General features: G+C 42.4%; 18 protein-coding genes. 1 reads left to right on the top strand and 17 read right to left on the bottom strand.

The window, feature by feature from the left end; all coding sequences use genetic code 11:
* Positions 1 to 26 precede the first annotated feature (26 nt).
* On the top strand, positions 27 to 1,628 hold the full coding sequence (locus KXQ82_RS16220; RefSeq protein WP_219489504.1) for a hypothetical protein: 1,602 nt from the start codon (positions 27 to 29) through the stop codon (positions 1,626 to 1,628).
* Positions 1,629 to 1,670: 42 nt separating this feature from the next.
* On the opposite strand, the gene KXQ82_RS16215 is transcribed toward KXQ82_RS16220, so the two are convergent.
* The 17 genes from KXQ82_RS16215 to pth form a co-directional block, all read right to left on the bottom strand.
* Positions 1,671 to 1,811: a hypothetical protein gene (locus KXQ82_RS16215; protein ID WP_219489503.1), complete on the bottom strand. Its 141-nt coding sequence runs from the start codon at positions 1,809 to 1,811 to the stop codon at positions 1,671 to 1,673.
* 57 nt (positions 1,812 to 1,868) lie between these two features.
* On the bottom strand, positions 1,869 to 2,885 hold the full coding sequence (gene hemH / locus KXQ82_RS16210) for a ferrochelatase (protein ID WP_219489502.1): 1,017 nt from the start codon (positions 2,883 to 2,885) through the stop codon (positions 1,869 to 1,871).
* Positions 2,886 to 3,035: 150 nt separating this feature from the next.
* On the bottom strand, positions 3,036 to 3,707 hold the full coding sequence (locus KXQ82_RS16205) for a fatty acid desaturase (protein WP_219489501.1): 672 nt from the start codon (positions 3,705 to 3,707) through the stop codon (positions 3,036 to 3,038).
* A 25-nt stretch (positions 3,708 to 3,732) separates the two neighbouring features.
* Positions 3,733 to 4,584 (bottom strand): 4-hydroxy-3-methylbut-2-enyl diphosphate reductase, encoded by an 852-nt coding sequence (locus tag KXQ82_RS16200; protein WP_219489500.1) that lies wholly within the window; start codon positions 4,582 to 4,584, stop codon positions 3,733 to 3,735.
* 73 nt (positions 4,585 to 4,657) lie between these two features.
* A complete protein-coding gene (locus tag KXQ82_RS16195; protein WP_219489499.1) occupies positions 4,658 to 5,314 on the bottom strand; it encodes a carotenoid biosynthesis protein in 657 nt (218 codons plus the stop codon).
* Positions 5,311 to 6,399 (bottom strand): glycosyltransferase family 2 protein, encoded by a 1,089-nt coding sequence (locus KXQ82_RS16190; RefSeq protein ID WP_219489498.1) that lies wholly within the window; start codon positions 6,397 to 6,399, stop codon positions 5,311 to 5,313. The genes KXQ82_RS16195 and KXQ82_RS16190 overlap by 4 nt, the downstream gene beginning before the upstream one ends.
* The gene (locus tag KXQ82_RS16185) at positions 6,400 to 7,023 is read right to left on the bottom strand and encodes a lysophospholipid acyltransferase family protein (protein ID WP_219489497.1); all 624 of its coding nucleotides are present in this window, start codon (positions 7,021 to 7,023) and stop codon (positions 6,400 to 6,402) included. It lies immediately after the preceding gene.
* Between the two features lie 3 nt (positions 7,024 to 7,026).
* Entirely contained in the window at positions 7,027 to 7,617 is a 591-nt protein-coding gene (locus KXQ82_RS16180; protein WP_219489496.1) for a lysophospholipid acyltransferase family protein, read from the bottom strand.
* A gap of 32 nt (positions 7,618 to 7,649) precedes the next feature.
* The gene (locus KXQ82_RS16175; protein ID WP_219489495.1) at positions 7,650 to 8,468 is read right to left on the bottom strand and encodes an alpha/beta fold hydrolase; all 819 of its coding nucleotides are present in this window, start codon (positions 8,466 to 8,468) and stop codon (positions 7,650 to 7,652) included.
* Between the two features lie 177 nt (positions 8,469 to 8,645).
* The gene (gene crtD / locus KXQ82_RS16170; protein ID WP_219489494.1) at positions 8,646 to 10,124 is read right to left on the bottom strand and encodes a 1-hydroxycarotenoid 3,4-desaturase CrtD; all 1,479 of its coding nucleotides are present in this window, start codon (positions 10,122 to 10,124) and stop codon (positions 8,646 to 8,648) included.
* 42 nt (positions 10,125 to 10,166) lie between these two features.
* Positions 10,167 to 10,718: a type 1 glutamine amidotransferase domain-containing protein gene (locus KXQ82_RS16165; protein ID WP_219489493.1), complete on the bottom strand. Its 552-nt coding sequence runs from the start codon at positions 10,716 to 10,718 to the stop codon at positions 10,167 to 10,169.
* A 75-nt stretch (positions 10,719 to 10,793) separates the two neighbouring features.
* A complete protein-coding gene (locus KXQ82_RS16160; RefSeq protein WP_219489492.1) occupies positions 10,794 to 11,693 on the bottom strand; it encodes a LysR substrate-binding domain-containing protein in 900 nt (299 codons plus the stop codon).
* Positions 11,694 to 11,775: 82 nt separating this feature from the next.
* On the bottom strand, positions 11,776 to 13,791 hold the full coding sequence (locus KXQ82_RS16155; RefSeq protein WP_219489491.1) for a M1 family metallopeptidase: 2,016 nt from the start codon (positions 13,789 to 13,791) through the stop codon (positions 11,776 to 11,778).
* 118 nt (positions 13,792 to 13,909) lie between these two features.
* Positions 13,910 to 14,257, bottom strand: coding sequence for a Spx/MgsR family RNA polymerase-binding regulatory protein (locus KXQ82_RS16150; protein ID WP_219489490.1), 348 nt, complete (start codon positions 14,255 to 14,257; stop codon positions 13,910 to 13,912).
* A 12-nt stretch (positions 14,258 to 14,269) separates the two neighbouring features.
* The gene (locus tag KXQ82_RS16145) at positions 14,270 to 16,738 is read right to left on the bottom strand and encodes a TonB-dependent receptor (protein WP_219489489.1); all 2,469 of its coding nucleotides are present in this window, start codon (positions 16,736 to 16,738) and stop codon (positions 14,270 to 14,272) included.
* 164 nt (positions 16,739 to 16,902) lie between these two features.
* A complete protein-coding gene (locus KXQ82_RS16140; protein ID WP_219489488.1) occupies positions 16,903 to 19,107 on the bottom strand; it encodes a tetratricopeptide repeat-containing hybrid sensor histidine kinase/response regulator in 2,205 nt (734 codons plus the stop codon).
* Positions 19,108 to 19,276: 169 nt separating this feature from the next.
* On the bottom strand, positions 19,277 to 19,837 hold the full coding sequence (gene pth, locus KXQ82_RS16135) for an aminoacyl-tRNA hydrolase (protein ID WP_219489487.1): 561 nt from the start codon (positions 19,835 to 19,837) through the stop codon (positions 19,277 to 19,279).
* Between the last annotated feature and the right edge of the window lie 31 nt (positions 19,838 to 19,868).

The following is a 19,868-nucleotide window of genomic DNA, read 5'->3' as shown; positions in this document are numbered from 1 at the left end:
ATTGTAATTTTTGTACTTTTATTGAGATGAAGAAACGGTTCGGTATAGCGGCATCATTGTTTATAGGTCTTGTTAGCGTGGGTGTAGTGAGGTGCCAATTTGGCCCTGCAAAGCCACAAAACATGGTGGCCGATCATCCTGTAAAGCCTAACCCGCTTAAAAACATGTTTGGCATTAACTGCTATGAGTGGAATATTTTACAAAACCCCAACAACCTGAACGATGTGAGCAAGCCCTACGAAACCAAGATGAATTTGGTGGCAACCTTTAGCAGCATACGCCATTATTTGGATTGGAGTAAGATAGAATCCCGCCAGGGCAGCTACACCTTTAACCCCGCCAGCGATGGCAGTTGGAATTATGATGCCATTTATGAGCGTTGTAAAAAGGAGAACATCACGGTACTCACCTGCCTTAAAACCTGCCCGCAATGGTTGGAATATACCTATCCTAAAAATGAGCGAAATAATGAAAATGTGCCCGCACCTTATGGGTTGAACCGCCTTGACCCGGCATCATATATGCTACAGGCTAAGGTGGCTTTCCAATTCGCGGCGAGATATGGGTATAACAAAGCCATCGACCCTAAGCTGGTTACGGTAAATACCACGCCACGCTGGACGGGAGACCCGGTAAACGAAGTAAAGATTGGCCTGGGCCTGATACGGTATATTGAGTGTGATAATGAGCGCGATAAATGGTGGAAAGGCAAACAGGCGCAGCAAAGCCCGGAGGAGTACGCGGCTAACATGTCGGCCTTTTACGATGGCAACAAGGGCAGGCTGGGCAAGAACGTTGGTGTAAAAACCGCCGACCCTACCATGCAGGTAGTGATGGGTGGCCTGGCTTCGGCAGATGTTAAATTTGTGGAAGGGATGATAGCCTGGTGCAAAAAATACCGTGGATTAAAACCAGATGGCAGCGTTGACCTGTGTTTTGATGTGATTAACTACCACTACTACCCTAACGACAGCAAGCAGCATTACGATAAGCAAGCTACACGTGGTATAGCACCCGAACTGAGCGATGCCGGGAAGGTAGCTGATGATTTTGTAAAGCTATCCCTTGCCACAACAAAACACCCTGAAGTTTGGGTAACAGAAACGGGGTATGATGTTCACCCGAAAAGCCCGCAACGTGCGATAGCTATCGGCGATAAGCCAGCCCTAACTACACAAGCCGATTGGCTGTTGCGTACGGCCCTGCTGTTTAACAGGCATGGCATAAAGCGGGTGTTCTATTACCAGTTGTTTGATGATAACAGCAGCGGTGTGCAATACGGCACATCGGGATTGGCGGATGGGTTAACTTTGAGGCGGCGCCCGGCGGCGGACTATATTTTGCAGGCCACCAAGCTGATGGGCAATTACAGTTACAAGCGAACCATCAGCACCATGCCTTTGGTTGATGAGTATACTTTGGGGGCTAAGAAAATGTACGTATTGATGATACCTGATGAGAAGAATGCGACTGCGAGTTACCAGCTAAACTTAGGAAATGCCAAAACAGCCGTTATTCATCTACCAAAAGCAGGTTCGGATGCAATGACAGAACGCGCTATAGGAACAACCAATGGTAAAGTGAATATCACAGTTACGGAAACCCCACTATTTGTGGAAGCGCAATAAAGTAAATTTGCACATACGCACATTCACTCATTTGCACATCGACTAACCCTTTTTCCTTGCGGGATTTGATTTAGTTACGAAGTTGGCTTTTGATGATACCTGCCCACTTTTATTACCCGGCTGATTATTGAACTCGCCTTTTTGGGCAGACTTTAAGAAATCACTTTTTTTAGGCTTTCCCATAATAATGTTGTTTTTATAAATGTACGGAAACAGATATCAAACTGCAAGTCTGTTAGTTTACTTTACCGCCATTTGCTTTAAAGCGGCTATCCATTTTGGCGAATCGTTCAGGCTTTCTACCAGTTGAACGTGCTCACCGCCTGCGGCTTTAAACTCTTCGTGGTACTCAACGGTAACCTCGTAAACGGTTTCCAGGCAATCGGCAACAAAGGCAGGGCAAAATACCAGCAGGCGCTTTTTACCTTCTTTGGCTAACTGATTTACTACCTCGCTGGTGTAGGGCTGCACCCATGGGTCGCTGCCCAGGCGCGATTGAAAACAAATGGTATATTTCTCTTTCGGGATATTCAGCTTTCCGGCTATCAGTTGAGCGGTATGGTGCGATTGGGCCGAGTAGCAAAACTTGTTGGCATCGGTAAGGGTCTGGCAGCAATCAGCCGATTTAAGGCAATGGTTATGTGTATGATCAGCCTTGATCAGTTGCCTTTGCGGGAGGCCGTGAAAACTGAACAGGATATGATCATATGTTTCGGGGTTGTATTTCTTCGCGTTATCAGCAAAGGTTTCTATCATCAGTTCATTATCATGAAACGAGTTTTCGATGCTGATATTGGGCGATGTTGGCCATTTGCCTATAATGTCCATCACCTTTTCGTAAACCGAACCTGTACTTGCCGAAGCATATTGCGGAAACATGGGTATCACTTTGATGCTATCCACCAGGGCATCTTTCAACTTTGTTAAGGCCGATTCGATAGAAGGGCTCTGATAGCGCATAGCCAGTTCAACCTGGTAATCATCGCCTAAGCTTTCCTGCAAAAGTGAGCGTTGCAAAAGGCTGTAATGCAATAATGGCGAGCCTGTTTTGTCGCTCCAGATCTCTTTGTACAACTTGGCCGATTTTGGGCTGCGGAATGGTACAATAATGCCTTTCACTAAAAAGGTGCGTAAAACCGGGTTTACATCAATCACCCGCGGGTCCATCAAAAACTCGTTAAGGTACTTGCGTACATCACTTACTGCAGGGCTATCAGGTGTGCCCAGGTTTATTAATAAAACGCCTTTTTTGCCCATGTTATTTATTTCGGGTGCAAAGATAATGTTGCAATTGATGGTTGCGGTATTAAAATGTCAGGAATGTGTTAAAAGATGATTGAAATAAGATTCGCGCAAAGACGCGAAGGCGCAAAGTTTCTGAATGCTTTATAAGATATGGGCCAATGATCACTTCATCCGCCACAACAGCCACCACGGTGTTGCAGTTGAATCATGGTGCTCATAGTGATAACCGAAGAAATAGCAGCTAAAAAAGGCAAGCAGATGATTTTTTGATTGGCTGCGGGATTGATGCTGATTGGTATGCTCACCCTTATGCGGCAAGTAGGTACCAAAGTAGAACAGTTGCACCGTGCTTAGCAGCGATGGCAGCACCCAAAACAGTAACAAGTTTACCTGGGGTATCCACAATTTTGCCACATTAAATAAGATGGCCATAAACACCACCTGCCAAACGGACAGGTAGTTTTTAATGAATGTAAAGTACCAGCTTATAAAATTACCACTGTGGTAATCAGGGTCGTTAGCAGTATGTACATGTTTGTGGTGCTGATGGTGTTTGTTGTATAGTTGCCCGTACCAAAACGCCGCGTAGAAAAACGTAGCGATGTAGCCGATAGCGTTGTTGATCTTTCGGTTGGCTGATACCGTGCCATGCATGGCATCGTGCGCGGTGATGAACAGGCCGGTATACAGGTGCATTTTCAGCAGGATGAAGAAATAAAGCAATGGGTTTAACCAGCTTACCTCCCAGCACATTAATAAAACTGTGGATGTGAGCCAGCCGAGCAATACGGTTAAGGCGATAATAATCCCGAGGTAGGCAGGTGGTTTTTGCATTACAGCATTAACGCCCTGCACAGGCTTAAAGTTTTTGGAGCGCGGTTTTAACTTCTTCCATCAGCCACATGGGTGTTGATGTAGCACCTGCTATACCAACGGTATCGCCGGGCTCAAACAGGGAAGCATCAATTTCATCGGCGGATGAAACAAAAAAGGTATTGGGATTATGGCGCAGACACACTTCAAACAGCACTTTGCCATTGGATGACTTTTTGCCCGATACAAAGATGATCTTATCGTACTTTAATGCAAACTCGGGCAGGTCGCGGTCGCGGTTTGATACTTGCCGGCAAATGGTGTCGTTTGCTTTTACTTCGTAACCGCGGTTAATCAGTTCTTCTTTTATCTGATAAAACTTGGCGGTGCTTTTAGTGGTTTGGCTGTACAGCGTAAATTTTTGCGGCAGCTCCATATGGTCCAACTCGCCAAGATCCTGGAAAACCAGTGCCTCTCCATCGGTTTGCCCCTGTAAGCCTATAACTTCTGCATGACCATGCTTACCAAATATCACGATATCTTCTTTAGCATCGAAAGAGGTTTTAATCCTGTTTTGCAGTTTAAGCACTACCGGGCATGAGGCATCTATCAGCGTAATGTTATTTTCAAGAGCTATTTTATACGTTTCGGGCGCTTCGCCATGGGCGCGGATGAGAACTTTTTCGTTATGCAGTTGGGGAAGGGCATCATGATTGATAATGCGCAGGCCTTTTGCTTTCAAACGATCTACTTCTTCATCGTTATGCACAATATCGCCAAGGCAATATAAATACCCGTCTTCGGCTAAAATATCTTCGGCCATGTCTATCGCGTAAACAACGCCAAAGCAAAAACCCGAATCCTGGTCGATAGTTACCTCAAGATCTAATGCTCCCATGTTGCAAATTTAGTAAAAAGTAATTTGAATACGACAAGTTTGAACAAGCAGCATTTACACAGCTTGCTTGTACCTATATATCGTGCACGGCCCAGCGGAGCAATATAAAAAACGCGAATTGCGCACCCAGCAAAACCAGCCCCAGCCTGTTTTGCTTTTTAAACTGGAACAACTCGAATATGGTTAAGAAAGCAAGGCTCACAAAAAACCAGTCGATATAATTTGAGGTCGGGGCATTTAGCTGGCTGTTGTAGATGTGCCAGTGCCAGTAATCAAGCCGCGTGGCAACGGGCTCAATAGCCATATCCAAAAAAACCATGAGTACCGCACCGCCTAAAATGCGTAAAGGAAAAAAGCTCTTTATCAGGTACCGCATTGATACGCCTACGGAATAGGTAATGAGCAGCCAGTTAAAACCGATAATGATGGGTACATCGTCAAATTTTATACCCAAAGGCTCGCCATAACCATAATTGCCAAAAAAGGTATGCTTGTTTACCCCCCGCCACTCTATGCCATAACCCAGCAGGATGATCAAAATCGCGAATGCAGCAAACTTAATATCCGGCTTATCATGACTGTAGCATATAACTACAGCCATCAACAAAATGAACCAGGGCACAAGGATTAAAAAAAATGGTTTTAAAGCAGGAGTATAAAAACCAACGATACCTACCAGGTGGAACAGAACAACAATGGCAATAGATACAACCTCTTTAGTGGGTTTCATATCCGCCGCCCTTTCCACACGTTGGTTTTAGTAAGATGTTTTTGGATAGCTAAAAAAGATATAACAACCATATTAAACATTTGTACAGGATGAAAAACAATATTGTAAAAAACATTTTGTCCCGAAGTGAGCGATACCATAACACGGGTTAAAATAATAAGCATTAACATGAACGCCACAAGCGGGGGATTTGTGGTAATGGCAATTAACATGGGGCCACATACCAATAATAGTAAAAAAAACAGAAACGCGGGTATACTATAGTTAAAGGCTGCTAAAAAGTTCTTGCTAAAGCCATTCAGGCTGTCGGTATAGCTTTTATACATACGGCAGCTTACCATGCCGTTCGCCAGCAAAGTTTCGCCATTTAGCTGCTTCGATTTTACAAGCCGCATAATCTCAATATCTTCAACCACTTTATCTTTTACCTCGCGGTGCCATTGGTGTTTATGATAACCGGCAGCATTAAAAAACATAAACTGGCCGCTTGCCGCAGCTACCGAGGCATTTTTAATTAATAACACCAGGCGCAGGGGCAATAAGTTAAGCAGTATAAAATGCATGAGTGGCACCACCATTTTTTCGCCAATGGTTGGCATTTGCTGATTTGCAAACAGGCTTAACAAGCTTAATTTATTAACCAACATGCGATGGATAACGCTATTTATCAATCCATCATGTACCTCCTCGTCAGCATCCAAAAACAAGAGGTATTCGCCTTTTGCTACACGTGCCAACTGGTAGCAGGCATAATTTTTACCCAGCCAATCATGAGGTAAGCTCTCGCCTCTTATTACCTTAAAATTGGGGTTAGCAGCGGCAAATTGAGTGCATATATTAAAAGTATTATCTGCTGAACTATCATCCAGAATAATTACTTCATAATTCTCATAGTCTTGTTTTTTGATGGATTGGAGTAAATAAAGAATATTATCTTCTTCGTTACGAACAGGAATAAGAATAGACACCATCTGATCATAATACCGGTTTACCTTGCGCAGTTTAGGGTCGGATATGAAGTTGAACATGGTTACCGTAAACCGCAGTATCAGGAAAAAGAACACAAGGTAAATGGCGTATATCATTTAAACTGTTGTACGTGTTTGCTGCGATTTTGTTAATTGGTAATGTTGCTGATATATGCTGTGTAGCTGTTCGGGCGTTGCAATGTCGGCTTTATCCAAAACTTTTAAACCCATAAATACCGATGGCTTTTTATACTGAAAGTGTTCTATAAAGCTTGCCGATAAAACATACTGAAAATTTGCCGGTGCCTGCGCTGTTATGCGGGATAAGCCCTTTTCAAATTCAACCCTATCAACAAAGTTTGAATACAGTTTGCCTTGCGGGAATATCACGACCATATTGTTATTTTCATTTAAAAGCCCGGCCGCGTAATCCAGCGACCCGATAACTTCCCTGGAGTTTTTAGTGACAGAGAAAGCGCCCAGATATTTCATAAAGCCAACTTTTTGCATGGTATCATTAAGCACCATGATATGGAACGCTTTTTTGAAATATATCTTATTGAGGTGGTAAAGTAAAAAGCCGTCCCACCAGCTAAAATGGTTGGCGATGAGCAGGATGGATTTGTCCTCATCAAAATCAGCCCAGTTAAAAGTTACTTTTTGAAAATGGCGACTAATGATCCAACTGATGTACCTGTTAAAGAAACCCGTAATAATAAAGTTCTGTTTAGGTTTGATCATTAGTTAATGTGCTACGTTAACCTGGTCTTTTAAAGCCTGTTGGTGAAAGTTCTGGATGTTTTGATTAAGCTCTTCAAATGGTACTTGCCCGGCTACACCGCAATCATACAAATGCATGTAAGCCGATGGTTTTAGGCTCTCAAAATAATCGATCAGCGTGGCACAATAAACAATCTGGCATGGCCCTTTGATGTGGTTCACCAAACGCTCAATGCCTTTCTCTACACTCACGGTAGTGGTATGATTTGAGATCAGTTCGCCTTGCGGGAATACCACTACCAGGTTCTCGGCATTGTTGAGCAGATCGGCAGCATACCATAATGATTTCATCATTTCGCGGGTACCACGCTCGATAGAAAAGCCACCAAACAGGTTAAAGAGCATACGCTTCTCCAGGTGATCATGCTGCATCATGATATACAGCTTGCGTTTAAGCACCCAATAGGCAAGGTAATTACCAAAAAAGCCGTCCCACCAACTAAAGTGATTACAGAGCAACAATATGGAATGCCCCTCTTTTACCGTAACAGGCGTGGCTATCTCGATAGTTTTAAAAGCCCTGCGCATACGAAAGCGCATGTACCTTGCAAACATATTACTGAGGGTGTTATTTCTGCGTGCAGGTATCATACCGCCAAATTAACTAAATAATTATCTAATTCTTTTGTTACCAGCCAGTGGCCCATGGGTACTTCATGCACTTCGGCGCCCTCGATTTGCTCAATAAGAGGCAAAGCAGGTTTGAGCGGGAAGAGCAGATCATCACGACCAAAAATAAGCGTGCACTTAATATGGTATTGATTTATCAAGGCGATAACCTTTTGCATATCGGGCTGTAAAAAGCGGATGAGGTTGAGCGTATAAAATACATCTTCGCGCTTTTTTATGGTATCTACTTCGTTATAGGCAATGGTGTATAAACTATCGTCGATAGTTTTAAACCGCTTAAGTGTTTTGAGGATGCCGGGCATCAACCATTTGCTTTTGGTAGCTGTTTTAAACAATAGCCTGCCCGCGGGATGATGCTGTAAAAAGCTAAAACCTTTGTATCCTGCTAAACCATCGGGCGCCATCAGGATGAGTTCATCAACCAGGTCGGGGTATTCTTCCAGTAAAATAAGCGCCAGGTTAGCGCCTATTGAATACGCCATGAGCGAAATGCGCTGGCGGCCATGAATGCTAAACCATGCTTCGGCATAGGCTTTTACCCTTTGGCGGGGCATGCCTGCTAAAATTTGCTTTTCTGTCCAGTTCTCCAGTTTGCTATCGCCATGAAAAAAGTGATCGAAACCGTATACCCGGTACTCGCTGAGTACGGATTGCTCAAGCACATGGAATTGTTTACCCGTCATGCCGTAGCCGTGAAAAGCGAGCAGGGGTTTTGTGCCTGTGCCGTATTCGTGATAATGTACCGTACCGAGGCCGGGAATTTTAAGAAAGCCCATTAGGGTGCTAAGTTAACAGTTATTGCCTTATTTGCTCAATTAACGCAGTTGTTGTTTTTATGTTTGATTTATTGATTTTTGATTTATTGATTGAAGGAATGAAGGAAAGGTATAATTGTGAGAATAGAACAGGTTAATCATTTGCACATTGAATCCATCAATCGATCATTCAATAAATCAATCCTTAGATACCCAATCGCTGACAATTTTGGCGGAGAGCAGGGCCAAGGGGATGCCGCCGCCGGGGTGGACGCTGCCGCCGCAGAAATAGAGGTTTTTAACTTTTGATGATCGGTTGGCGTGCCTTAAAAAAGCAGCCATTTGTCCGTTGGAACTGTTGCCGTACAGCGAGCCCTGATAAGATGATGTTTTAGATTCGATGCTGCGCGGATCGAGGATGGATTCGCATTGGATGAGTTGGGAAATATCCTCGCCAAGGCATTTTGAAAGTTTGGCTTGAATATTCCTGCGTGCTTCGGCAATAAGCAGGTCCCAATCCTGACCGGTATTAGCCGGAACGTTGATCATCACGAACCAGTTTTCGCATCCCGCCGGGGCATCGTCGGGTTTTAGTTTGGCGCTGATGTTGACATAGACCGTCGGGTCGGCACAGATCGTTCTTTGTTTCCAGATGGCGTTAAACTCATCTTCATAATCAGCACTGAAGAAGATGTTATGCAGATCAAGCTGAGAAAACTGCTTTTTTATCCCCCAGTAAAATATGAGTGCAGAACTGCTCCGCTCCTGCTGTAAGATACGTTTAGGTTGCAGACCAGGGTATGATGCCAGCAGTTTTTTGTAAGTGAACCATACATCCATATTGGAGATAATGATATCCGCATTATGCAACACCCCATTTACTAAAATGGCTGTTGCCTTTTGCTTATCTAGTACAATTTCGTCAACCGGGTTGTTATAGTGAAATTGAACACCGATAGATTCCGCCAGCTTAACCAAACTGGTGGTAATGCTGTACATGCCCTTATCGGGAAAATAAGCTCCAAAATGCTGCTCAAGATGAGGGATCACATTGAGCGTAGCCGGTGCCTGGTACGGGTTAGAACCATTGTAGGTAGCATAACGATCAAAAAATTGTATCATGCGCTTATCCTTAAAGAAGCTTTGATTAGCCCGATGCATGGTTCTGAGGGCGTCTATCCGCGGCAAGCGCAAAACAGAGCAGAGGGTATCCCAACGTAAATAGGTTTTGAGCCTGTGTAGCGAACGCTCTAAAAAAACATGATTAGTAATGCCGTAGATAGCTGAGCTGTTTTTGAAATAACCGTGTACCGTCGCCGCGGTATCAGTTGTTTTTGACTGTACTTCGTGTGCAAACCGTTGTTCATCAGCATAAGCGGTTAATGTGCTGCCATCGGGATAGAAGTACTTGCAAACGGTATCGAGCTTTTGATAGGTAAACTCATCAGCCGATACTTTTCCCGCGAGGGTGAAAAGCTCATCAACATATTGGGCCATGGTAAACAGGCTGGGGCCTGCATCAAAGCGATAGCCGTTTTGATGTATCTCTGATAGTTTGCCGCCGGCATAACTGTTGGCTTCAAAAACCTCAACCCTGTAGCCTTTTACCGCAAGGCGGATAGCGGTAGCTATCCCGGCAATTCCGGCACCGATGATGATGGCTTTAGGTTTGGGCATGGCTCAAAGATAGCCCATCAAAACAAAAAATCAGAACGCCAATTACGCATGTACGCCTTCGGCTATCTCTTCAATCATTTTTTGATTAAAGGCATCAAGGTCGGCCGGCGAGCGACTGGTAATTAAGCTACGGTCAACCATTACTTCAGTATCTTCCCACTGCGCACCAGCGTTTTTAAGATCGGTTTGCAGTGCCGGAAATGAAGTTAATTTACGGCCTGCCAGCATCCCTGTTTCTATAAGCAACTGCGGACCATGGCATATTGCCGCTACGGGTTTACCTTCAGCTAAAAATGAGGCTGCAAATGCTACAGCTTCTTTATTTTGCCGTAGTTTATCGGGGTTAAGTACACCACCGGGTAATACCAGGGCATCATAATCATGAGGGCTAACTTCGCTTAAATGCCTGTCAACCTCTACTTCTATGCCCCATTTATCGGTATCCCATGCCTTAATATGGGTACTTTTGTTTGGCGATACGATATCAACCGTCGCACCCATATCTTCGAGCGCTTGTTTAGGGCTGGTAAGTTCTATTTGTTCAAAACCCTCTTCGGTTAAGATGGCCACTTTCAGGTTATTCAGGTATCCCATATAAAACGTAATTAATAGCTTAATAAGTTTATTACTATTAATTACATTTTAACCAAGACAAGGTTTTAAGTTTTTCTAAATTTTTACGCTGCGTGTTGCAAATTGGATAAAGTTACCGGTAAGGCCATGCTCTTCGGTTCCTTTACGGCGAATGAAGAAGAAATCACGTTTAATATTCAGGCCTTCTACGGGCACTTCAACAAGGTCGCCTTCGGCTAACTGGCGTATGATAGAGGGTCGGGGCATAAAGCCAAGGCATTGATCGGCCAGGAGAAAGTTCTTTAAGGCCTCTGTCCCGCCAAGGCGTATCTTTACAGAAAGCTCGGATGTTTTGATATGATTTTCGGAGAGGGCCTTTGTTAAGGCATTAAGCGTTCCCGACCCCCTTTCGCGTAAAGCTATCGGGGTTTGTGTAAGCTGTTTGAGGGTTAATTGCCTACCTGCCAAAGGGCTTTTTGATGAGCAAACAGGTATTACTTCGTCGCTTATAAATTTTTCATAAGATACTGTGGTGAGCTTGTTCTCCACTTCGATAATGCCCAGGTCAACCTCGTGGTTAAGCAGGGCGTTCAATATATATTCGGAGTTACGATTAACCAGTTGAATATCAACATTCTCAAACTCACGCTGAAAATCGGATAGTATTGATGGCAGAATATATAATGCTATTGTAGTGCTGGCCCCAAGGCGTAAATGCCCTGCAGCATTTGATACGTTTGTTAAGGTTGACAGATCATACTCGATGCTGCGTTGTATCTCACGGGCTTTTAGCAGGTGATTATATAGCATGGTACCCGCTTCTGTAAGTAATATAGAAGCCCCTTTGCGTTCAAATAAGGGCACTTTATACTGATCTTCAAGTAACTTGATGTGCTTACTTACTGCAGGTTGTGTAATAAATAAAACCTGCGCGGCTTTTGAAAAACTCAAATTAGCGGCTACTGCTAAAAAAACCTGGTGTGCAACTGAAAGCATGTGTGGTTATAAAATTGATGCCAATATACTCAAAAAAAAATACCCCGGTCTGTTAGGTTTAGCCGGGGTATTTTTGAGGTGATTACTTTTTCCAGGTATTGTTGTCGGAATTAATATCAGGCATCATATGATCAGGATCAATTTCTACTGACTGCAATTCTTCGGTTGAAGGATAGATAAATGTCCAGCTTATATTGCGTTCCCATATTTCGACAGGCAATTTAATGCGTTCTGTTTTTCCGCTTATGGTTTTAATCTCCATAATAACCGGCATCGGCATTTTTTCGTTGTTGATAATGGTGATCACCGCACCTTGTTTCGGGTCGTCTTTAACATATTTAACCGTGCGCACAGCCTGGTCTAAGCGCCAGTTGTTTACAATCCAACTCCTCCAAAACCAATTCAGATTTTCGCCTGATACATTTTCCATCGTATGGAAAAAATCATCAGGCGTTGGGTGCTTAAATGCCCAGCGATTAATGTAAGTACGGAAGGCCAGATCAAAGCGTTGAGCGCCCAATACCTGTTCTCGCAATAACGTTAGCCCTGCGGCGGGTTTATTATAAAGTAAGGTTCCGGTGTTGGGTTCTTTAGTATTATCGGGCACGGTTAAAACCGGATCCAGGGCAGGGCGGGTCATGTTAGCTCCCGTAATGTGCATATCCGAGCGTAGCTTGCGATATTCACCATTGTTAAAGTAATAAGTGGATAAGCTATTGATAAAAGTGTTAAAGCCTTCGTCCATCCATCCGTACAAGCGTTCGTTCGAGCCAACGATCATCGGGAACCAGGTATGGCCAAACTCATGATCGTTTACGCCCCAAAGCCCGGCCCCTGCTGATGCATATCCGCAAAAAACAATACCCGGATACTCCATACCACCAACAATGCCCGCAACTGTAGTGGCGTTAGGGTAGGGAAATTCAAACCATTTTTTTGAGTTATACTCAATAGATTTTTTGGTATACTCTGTTGATCTGCCCCATGCATCTTTGCCATCGCTTTCAACCGGGTAAGCTGATATGGACATGGCTTTGCGGCCACTTGGCAAATTCATTTTAGCGGCATCAATAATAAACGCGGCCGATGAGCCCCATGAAGCATCACGGGCATTTTTGATCTTAAACTTCCACGTCAGTTCGGCTTTACCTGCCGGGCGGGATGATGGGTTTGTTACTTCGGATGCTGAACGGATAAGCACTGTGGTTTCACTCTGCTCGGCCTGCGCCCAGCGTTTTAGCTGCTCCGGTGTATATACATCCTGTGGGTTTTGCAACTCGCCGGAGCAAACTACAATATGGTTTGCCGGAGCGGTAATATTAATATCAAAATCGCCGTACTCAAGGTAAAACTCGCCCGGGCCTGTATAGGGTTGCGGGTTCCATCCATTGATGTCATCGTACACGTACATGCGGGGGTACCATTGCGCTATGGTAAATATTTTACCGTTCTTACTTTGCTTGGTGCCCAATACCCCCATACGGTCTGAACCATAGTCGGGTGATATGAATGAATATTCTATCTTCAGTTTAACCTGCCCGCCGTCGGGTGCTACGTCTGATGGTAAGTACACCTGCATACGGGTATCATCAACCAGGTATTGCAGGTCTGTTTCGGTAGCAGGCTTTCCTTTTTCCTGGGATAAAAGCTTTATTGATTTGATTTTGTAACCGGCATCAAACTTTTGCCCGTTGCCCCAATTACGGCTTCCTTGCAGGGGCACAATGGCAGATCCACGTGAATCGCTTTTAAAAAGGTTTTGATCCAACTGCATCCATAAAAATGACAGCTTATCGGGACTATTGTTGGTGTAGGTTAATATTTCGCTGCCGGTAATTTGGTTGAGCTGCTCGTTTAAAGTAGCATTCAGCACATAGTCGGCACGGTTTTGCCAATACTTTGGGCCGGGCTGGCCACTTGCTGAACGGTATTCCGATCCATTTTTGGTATAGAATAGTGGAGCAAATGCATCGTGATAGTTGTAGTTTGTAGCAACAGTATCGGTTGAGGCACCGAGTTGCCTGCGTTGTGCATTAGTGGTTGTAAACATTCCGGCTGTACCTGCCAGTATTACAACTGCAATTAATTTAAAATTCATTTAATACGTCAGTTAATGAGAATGCTAATATGAATATAAAATCGCATTCAGCACAATCCAACGCAATAAAATCAAAGCTAAATTAACTTTGAGACAACTTTTTTACAATACGTATCAGCTACTTACCAAAATGCCCGGTGTAAACATGCTCATCAAAACCAAAGTACAAAAAGCCATTATCTTCAATAACAGGGCGCTTTATCATACTGGTTTTTTGCTGCAAGAGTTTCAATGCAGGCTGTTTCCCGGTAATGCTTTCCTTAACTGATGGATCCAGTTGTTTCCAGGTTAGGCCTTGCTTGTTCATAAATTTCTCGTAGCCTGCTTTGGTATTCCATTCATCCAGTTTTTCGGTAGATATGCCTAACTTTTTAAAATCGTGGAACTCATAATCAACTTTATTTGATTTTAACCAGTCTAAAGCTTTTTTTACCGTATTGCAATTTGTTATTCCGTAAACTTTCATGCGACTAATTTATTAATTCCCGCTGGTTTTATTACCTCCGCCGCCTTTTGTATCATCATTATTAATACCGCGCTGGTTCTTTTTAATATCGCTGTTTAGTTTGCCAAAACGATAATTAAAACGCACCGCGAAGCTTTGATATGGCCCTTTGTAATAACTCGACTGGTTAAAATCGGCCGTATTGGTGTATGATTTCTGATTAAAATACTTACGGTAAGGATTGTTAGCTACCAATGATATAGTTGCCTTATTATTCTTCAGGAAATCTTTACCAACAACATACGAATTGTACATATAATCGCCATTGCGACCCTGTAACGTTACATCGCCATAAAAGTAACCGCCGTTAAAACCTATGCGGTAACCGCTTTTAAACTTATAGCCGGTATTTAAAAATACATTGCCACCAAAACCATCATTGCTATATAAATTACCATTATAAGTGCCTTTTAACCACAAGTGGGTAAGTTGGGCATTAATGCTGATATTTAACCCTTTTACAGGCGACAGGTTAGTATTTAAGTTTAAACCCAATGTTTTATTACTGCCCAGGTTTTGAAACGTTGTTGTAGTTATAGTATCTGTTACTCCATTTACAATTTGAGTACTCCTGATACTTACATTCTGGATAGAATTATCAGAAAACGCGTAGCTTAAACCCGCAGTAATGGAGTTTTTTGAAAAACTGCTAAAGTTGAGTTCGAAAGTATTATTTAATTCGGGTTTCAGGTCAGGGTTACCTGTATTTATAAATTTAGGATTGGATTTATCTACAAAAGGGTTCAACTGGTAAATACCCGGGCGTTGTATGCGTTGCGTAAAGCCAAAAGTAACACTGCTGCTTTTAAAATTATGCTGCACTGATAGTGATGGTATCAGGTTATCATAATTTGATGTAACAGGGGTACCAATTGAAGAAAACCTGGCATTGGTTTCAGTATGTTCAATACGCAAACCTGCTTTGGCTGTCCATTTTTCAAACTTGAGCTGATATGAATTATAAAGGGAATACACATCCTGGTTATAATCAAAGTTATTGCTTTGATCTGTTGTAAGTTCGTATTCGTTCGTTGTTGTATTTTGGGTTTTGGTAGTAAAATCGCTGTAGTTATTCCGCAATATTGCCTTACCACCTGCTTCAATGTTTATTTTTTTGTTAACTGGCTGAACATAATCTAACTGAATGGTATGTTCTTTATTACCAGACTCATTGTACTGTTGATAATTACGCTGCCCATATTTATATGTATTGCTGATCACGTTATCATTAAACTGCGCATTAGGCGAGTAGCTATACTTATATGATAAAGTAAGCAACTGATCTTTCTTCTTTTTAAAACCCATCTGGTAGTTTACACTGGCATCAAGCCCATGAAAGTTATTGTAGCCTGAGTTATCCAAAGCATATTGTTGGTCCAATACTCCTACCCCATTTATCTGTTTAGTAAATTGGGTAGCCATTTGATTGCCTGACCCGCCATAAAACTGGTATGAGCCTGTTATTAAATTCAAGCTGTCAATTTCATAGCTCAGCTCGGCATTTCCGTATGTATTATGACCTGAATAGCTGTTTGATCCTTCCTGCGTTAAAGCCGCACCATTCTTTAAAAAGATTTGTGAATTACCAAAGTAATTAGGGTTAGTGCCTGAACTGCCATAGCCTATAAAACCGGCCAAACCAAACTTCCCTTGTTTCATGGTGAGATTCAGGTTGATACCCGGACCAAAAACACTATTGGCACGACCGTTAACACTGCCATTATAACCTTGATCAGCATTTTTTTTGGTAATTATATTAATGATACCTGTAAGCCCTTCGGCATCATACTTGGCGGGCGGGGTAGTAATAACCTCTATTTTTTCGATGTTTGTTGCAGGCATTGATTTAAGCACATCCGACGGGCTTTTAGCCATCAATGCTGATTCTTTACCATTTATTAGTATTTTGTAGTTGCCGCTGCCTTTCAGTTTAATATTATCATTAGCATCAACCGATAGCAAAGGCACCTTGCGTATCATATCCAATACGCTCTGCGCTTTTATTTCAGGGTCGGCCTGTACGTCATAAGCTATCCTGTCTACCTCTTGTTTTATTAATGGCTTTGCTTCGTTTATAGAAACCTCTTTGAGTTGCCCGCTTGATGGCGAGATAGTTACTTTGCCCAGGTCTATAGCCTCATCGGGCTGTTTAAAGGCCGGCACGCTTATAATTTTTGCGCGGTAACTTACATATACAAATGTTATGGTATAAGTTTTATTTGCCAGGTTGGCAAATTCAAAGCTCCCATTATCTTTAGTCAAAGCTGTTTTTACGGGTTGCTTTGTTACTGCATCTTTTAAAGCAACGGTAGTAAAGCCAAGCGGCTGATTTGTTACCGAGTCAATTACAATCCCTTTAATTCCATATTTTGATGGTGCTGATTGCGCGAACGCGTTTGATATGATACCGGCAGATACTAGTAAGAGTAAAAAATATTTCATAAACAGAAATGACTATAAGTTTTTTATTAACCAATAGACAGAAATGAACCTGAAACGTTACAGATTGTAAGCGTAATTAACACTTATTAACTATTTCCACCATCTTTTTTTAACACTTATAATGATGATGACGGGGGGAAGTCTCCCCGCAGCGGGATCTATAATCAGAGATTAACGGTGGTTAATGCTTCGTAAAGCTTGTCAATTTCGATAGGCTTGCGTAAAAAGCCATTAAAGCTGGTAGTATATTCTTCTTCGTGCTCGGCAGTAATATCGGCCGTAAGTGCAAAAATAGGGGTGTTTTGATTAGGGTTAACACTATTGCGGATACTTGATGTAGCATCATACCCATTCATTTCGGGCATGTGGATATCCATCAATATAAAGTCGAACTCCTTTTCATTAGCTTTTTTAACCGCCTCCAACCCATCCTTGGCATGCTCGCTAATGATACCCCAGTTTGATAACAGTTTGCGGGCCACCATTGCGTTTATCATATTATCTTCGGCCAATAAAATCGTTTTGTTCTTTAACTCGTCCGATCGTTTGGTTGGCGATTTGATGGGCGCAACCGAGCGTTTCAACTGCAGGTCAAAGTAAAACTCCGAGCCTTTATTCATCACACTTATAAACTGCACCCGGCTATCGTGCAGTTCTACTAATTTTTTAACTATGGCAAGCCCTAAGCCCGAACCACCATGCTTACGTGTTGTTATTGATTTAGGCTGCGAAAAGCTTTCAAACATTTCGGAAAAATAGCTTTCGGGGATACCTGGGCCGGTATCTACAATATTAAATCGCAACCAATCCGAACTTTGATCGTCTTTTATTTTAGTAATGTTAAAGTTAACATGCCCGTAATCTGTGTACTTAATCGCATTACTGATCAGGTTACCTAATATTTGCGATATTTTGGTCCCGTCAAGCTCATAATTCTCGGCAATGCCGCTACCTACATTTAAGTTAAGCTTAAGGCCTTTCTCTTTAGCCATACTATCGTATGTGCGATATATGTTTTCGAGCAGGTTTACAAAATTAACCGACCTTACATCAAGGTTAACCTTGCCTGTTTCAAGCTTGTTAAAATCGAGAATATCGTTAATGATGAGCAACAAGTTATTTGAGGCAAATTTTAACGAACTGAGCAATTGCTGGTCTTCAGGGTCCGATTTATCTTTAAGCAGCGATGTTATGGTAATAACCGCGTTTAAAGGTGTACGGATCTCGTGGCTCATTGTAGATAAGAAATCCTGCTTTACTTTTGCCGAACGTTCTGCTATTTCCTTTTTCTCAATAATATCGGCCTTCTCTTTTTGCAGCTTTGCCTCTTTTTCGAACGACTCCATTTTAGTGATGTGTTCGTAATTTTCGATAATTTTCAGGGTTTGTGTATTAATTACCGATTCTTTTGTGGTAAGGTATTGCTCCAGGTTTTGAAGCGCCATTACCATATCATTTTCTTGCTTATATATTAAGTATAGCCGGTAGCTGCACTTAAATTTAATGATCATGATGTTATGCGTATTAGCAAATGCGAGGGCAGTATTAAGGGTATTTTTTGCCTCATCGGTACGGCCGGTTTCCATATAAAGGGCTGCCATCTTTAAATACGCCATGCCGGTACCTAAAATCTCACCCATTTCAAGGTGTATCCTCAACGACTCCTTAAAATCCTGTTCTGCTTCAACAAAACGGTTCATTTTAAAATATGCCTTACCACGGGCATAAATAGAAAAGGCTAAACCACGGGTGTCACCTGTTCCCTGCTTCATCGCAATGGCACGCTCAACTATAGTAAAGGCTTTTTTTACTTCGTTTTGTTTAAGATAGATACCCGAAAGCGGATTATATGCGTTCGATTCGATATTCAAATCACCCGCTTTTTTGGCCAGTTCAATGGTATTCTCGTATGAGCTTATCGCATTACGATGGTCGCCAAAAAACTCATATATGGTACCTAATGATTTATGGGTACGCGCTTCGTTATAATGGTCGCCAAATTTGCGGTAAGTAGCAATACAGTTAACAAGGTGTATAAGGGCCAGGTGGTAATTATCGGTTTTGTAATAAATACCGGCTATACTATATTTAGCATCGGCAACACCCCTTTCATCATCAAGTTCTTTAAAATAAACAATGGCTTCTTCGGCTGTTTCAAGGCATTTTTTGTAATCGCCAAGTATCATGTGATAAAGCGCCAATTGATTAAGGCTTTTGCCTGTCAATGCCTTATCTTCCATTTTCCTGCTTAGCGTAAGCGCTTTTTGAGCAAGAGAAATACTCAGTTTTAAATTATTTATCCGGCTTGCGTTAGCCTCGCCCAGAAGAGAAAGTACCTGATCGGTATTATCTGTAAAGGTATTATCCATTCCGGTTCAAAAAATAATTTCAATTAAGGCTGAACAAATAAAATGAAACCTTGATTTTTACTTAAAACCAAAGCTATGTGTGCACTAATTTACAAATTGTAATGATACAAAAACAATTATTGCTTTAATATAAGTAGAAATACGCTTTTTATGACAGGCAGGTTGCCTGCTATTTGTTAAATTTCGTCATGGTAAGTTCTGTGCCGATGGTAACAAAACTCTTTATCATTTCTATTGAGCGGTCTATCAGCGCGGGCAATTCAGGCAACTCCTCTTTATCAAAGCCATCCAACACATAATCAACCTGGCGTCCTTTCGGAAAATTATCGCCGATGCCAAAGCGCAGGCGCGCGTAATTATTGTTGCCTAAGGTAGCTTCGATATGTTTTAAACCATTGTGCCCCGCGGCGCTGCCCTTAGGCTTAAGTCGCAGGGTGCCAAAGGGTAAAGCAAGGTCGTCAACCAACACCAGCACGTTTTCTATCGGGATATGCTCTTCCTTCATCCAGTATGCCAAAGCTTTTCCGCTCAGGTTCATGTAAGTAGTTGGTTTGATCAGGCAAATTTGACGGCCCTTAAATTTAAAGTCGGTATAGTATGCCAACCGCATATTAAAAAACTGGCAGTTTTCTTCTTTTGCCAGCTTGTCTAATATCATAAAACCAATATTGTGCCTTGTATCCGCATACTCGGGCCCAATATTCCCTAAACCAACTATAAGATATTTCATATCGGCGCAAAGATAGGCTTTGGAGCGAAAA

The sequence above is a fragment of the Mucilaginibacter rivuli genome (assembly GCF_019391655.1).
Taxonomy (GTDB): Bacteria; Bacteroidota; Bacteroidia; order Sphingobacteriales; family Sphingobacteriaceae; genus Mucilaginibacter; species Mucilaginibacter rivuli.
The sequence above is the reverse complement of the archived record's forward strand: the minus strand, read 5'-3'. Positions and strand labels throughout refer to the sequence as shown.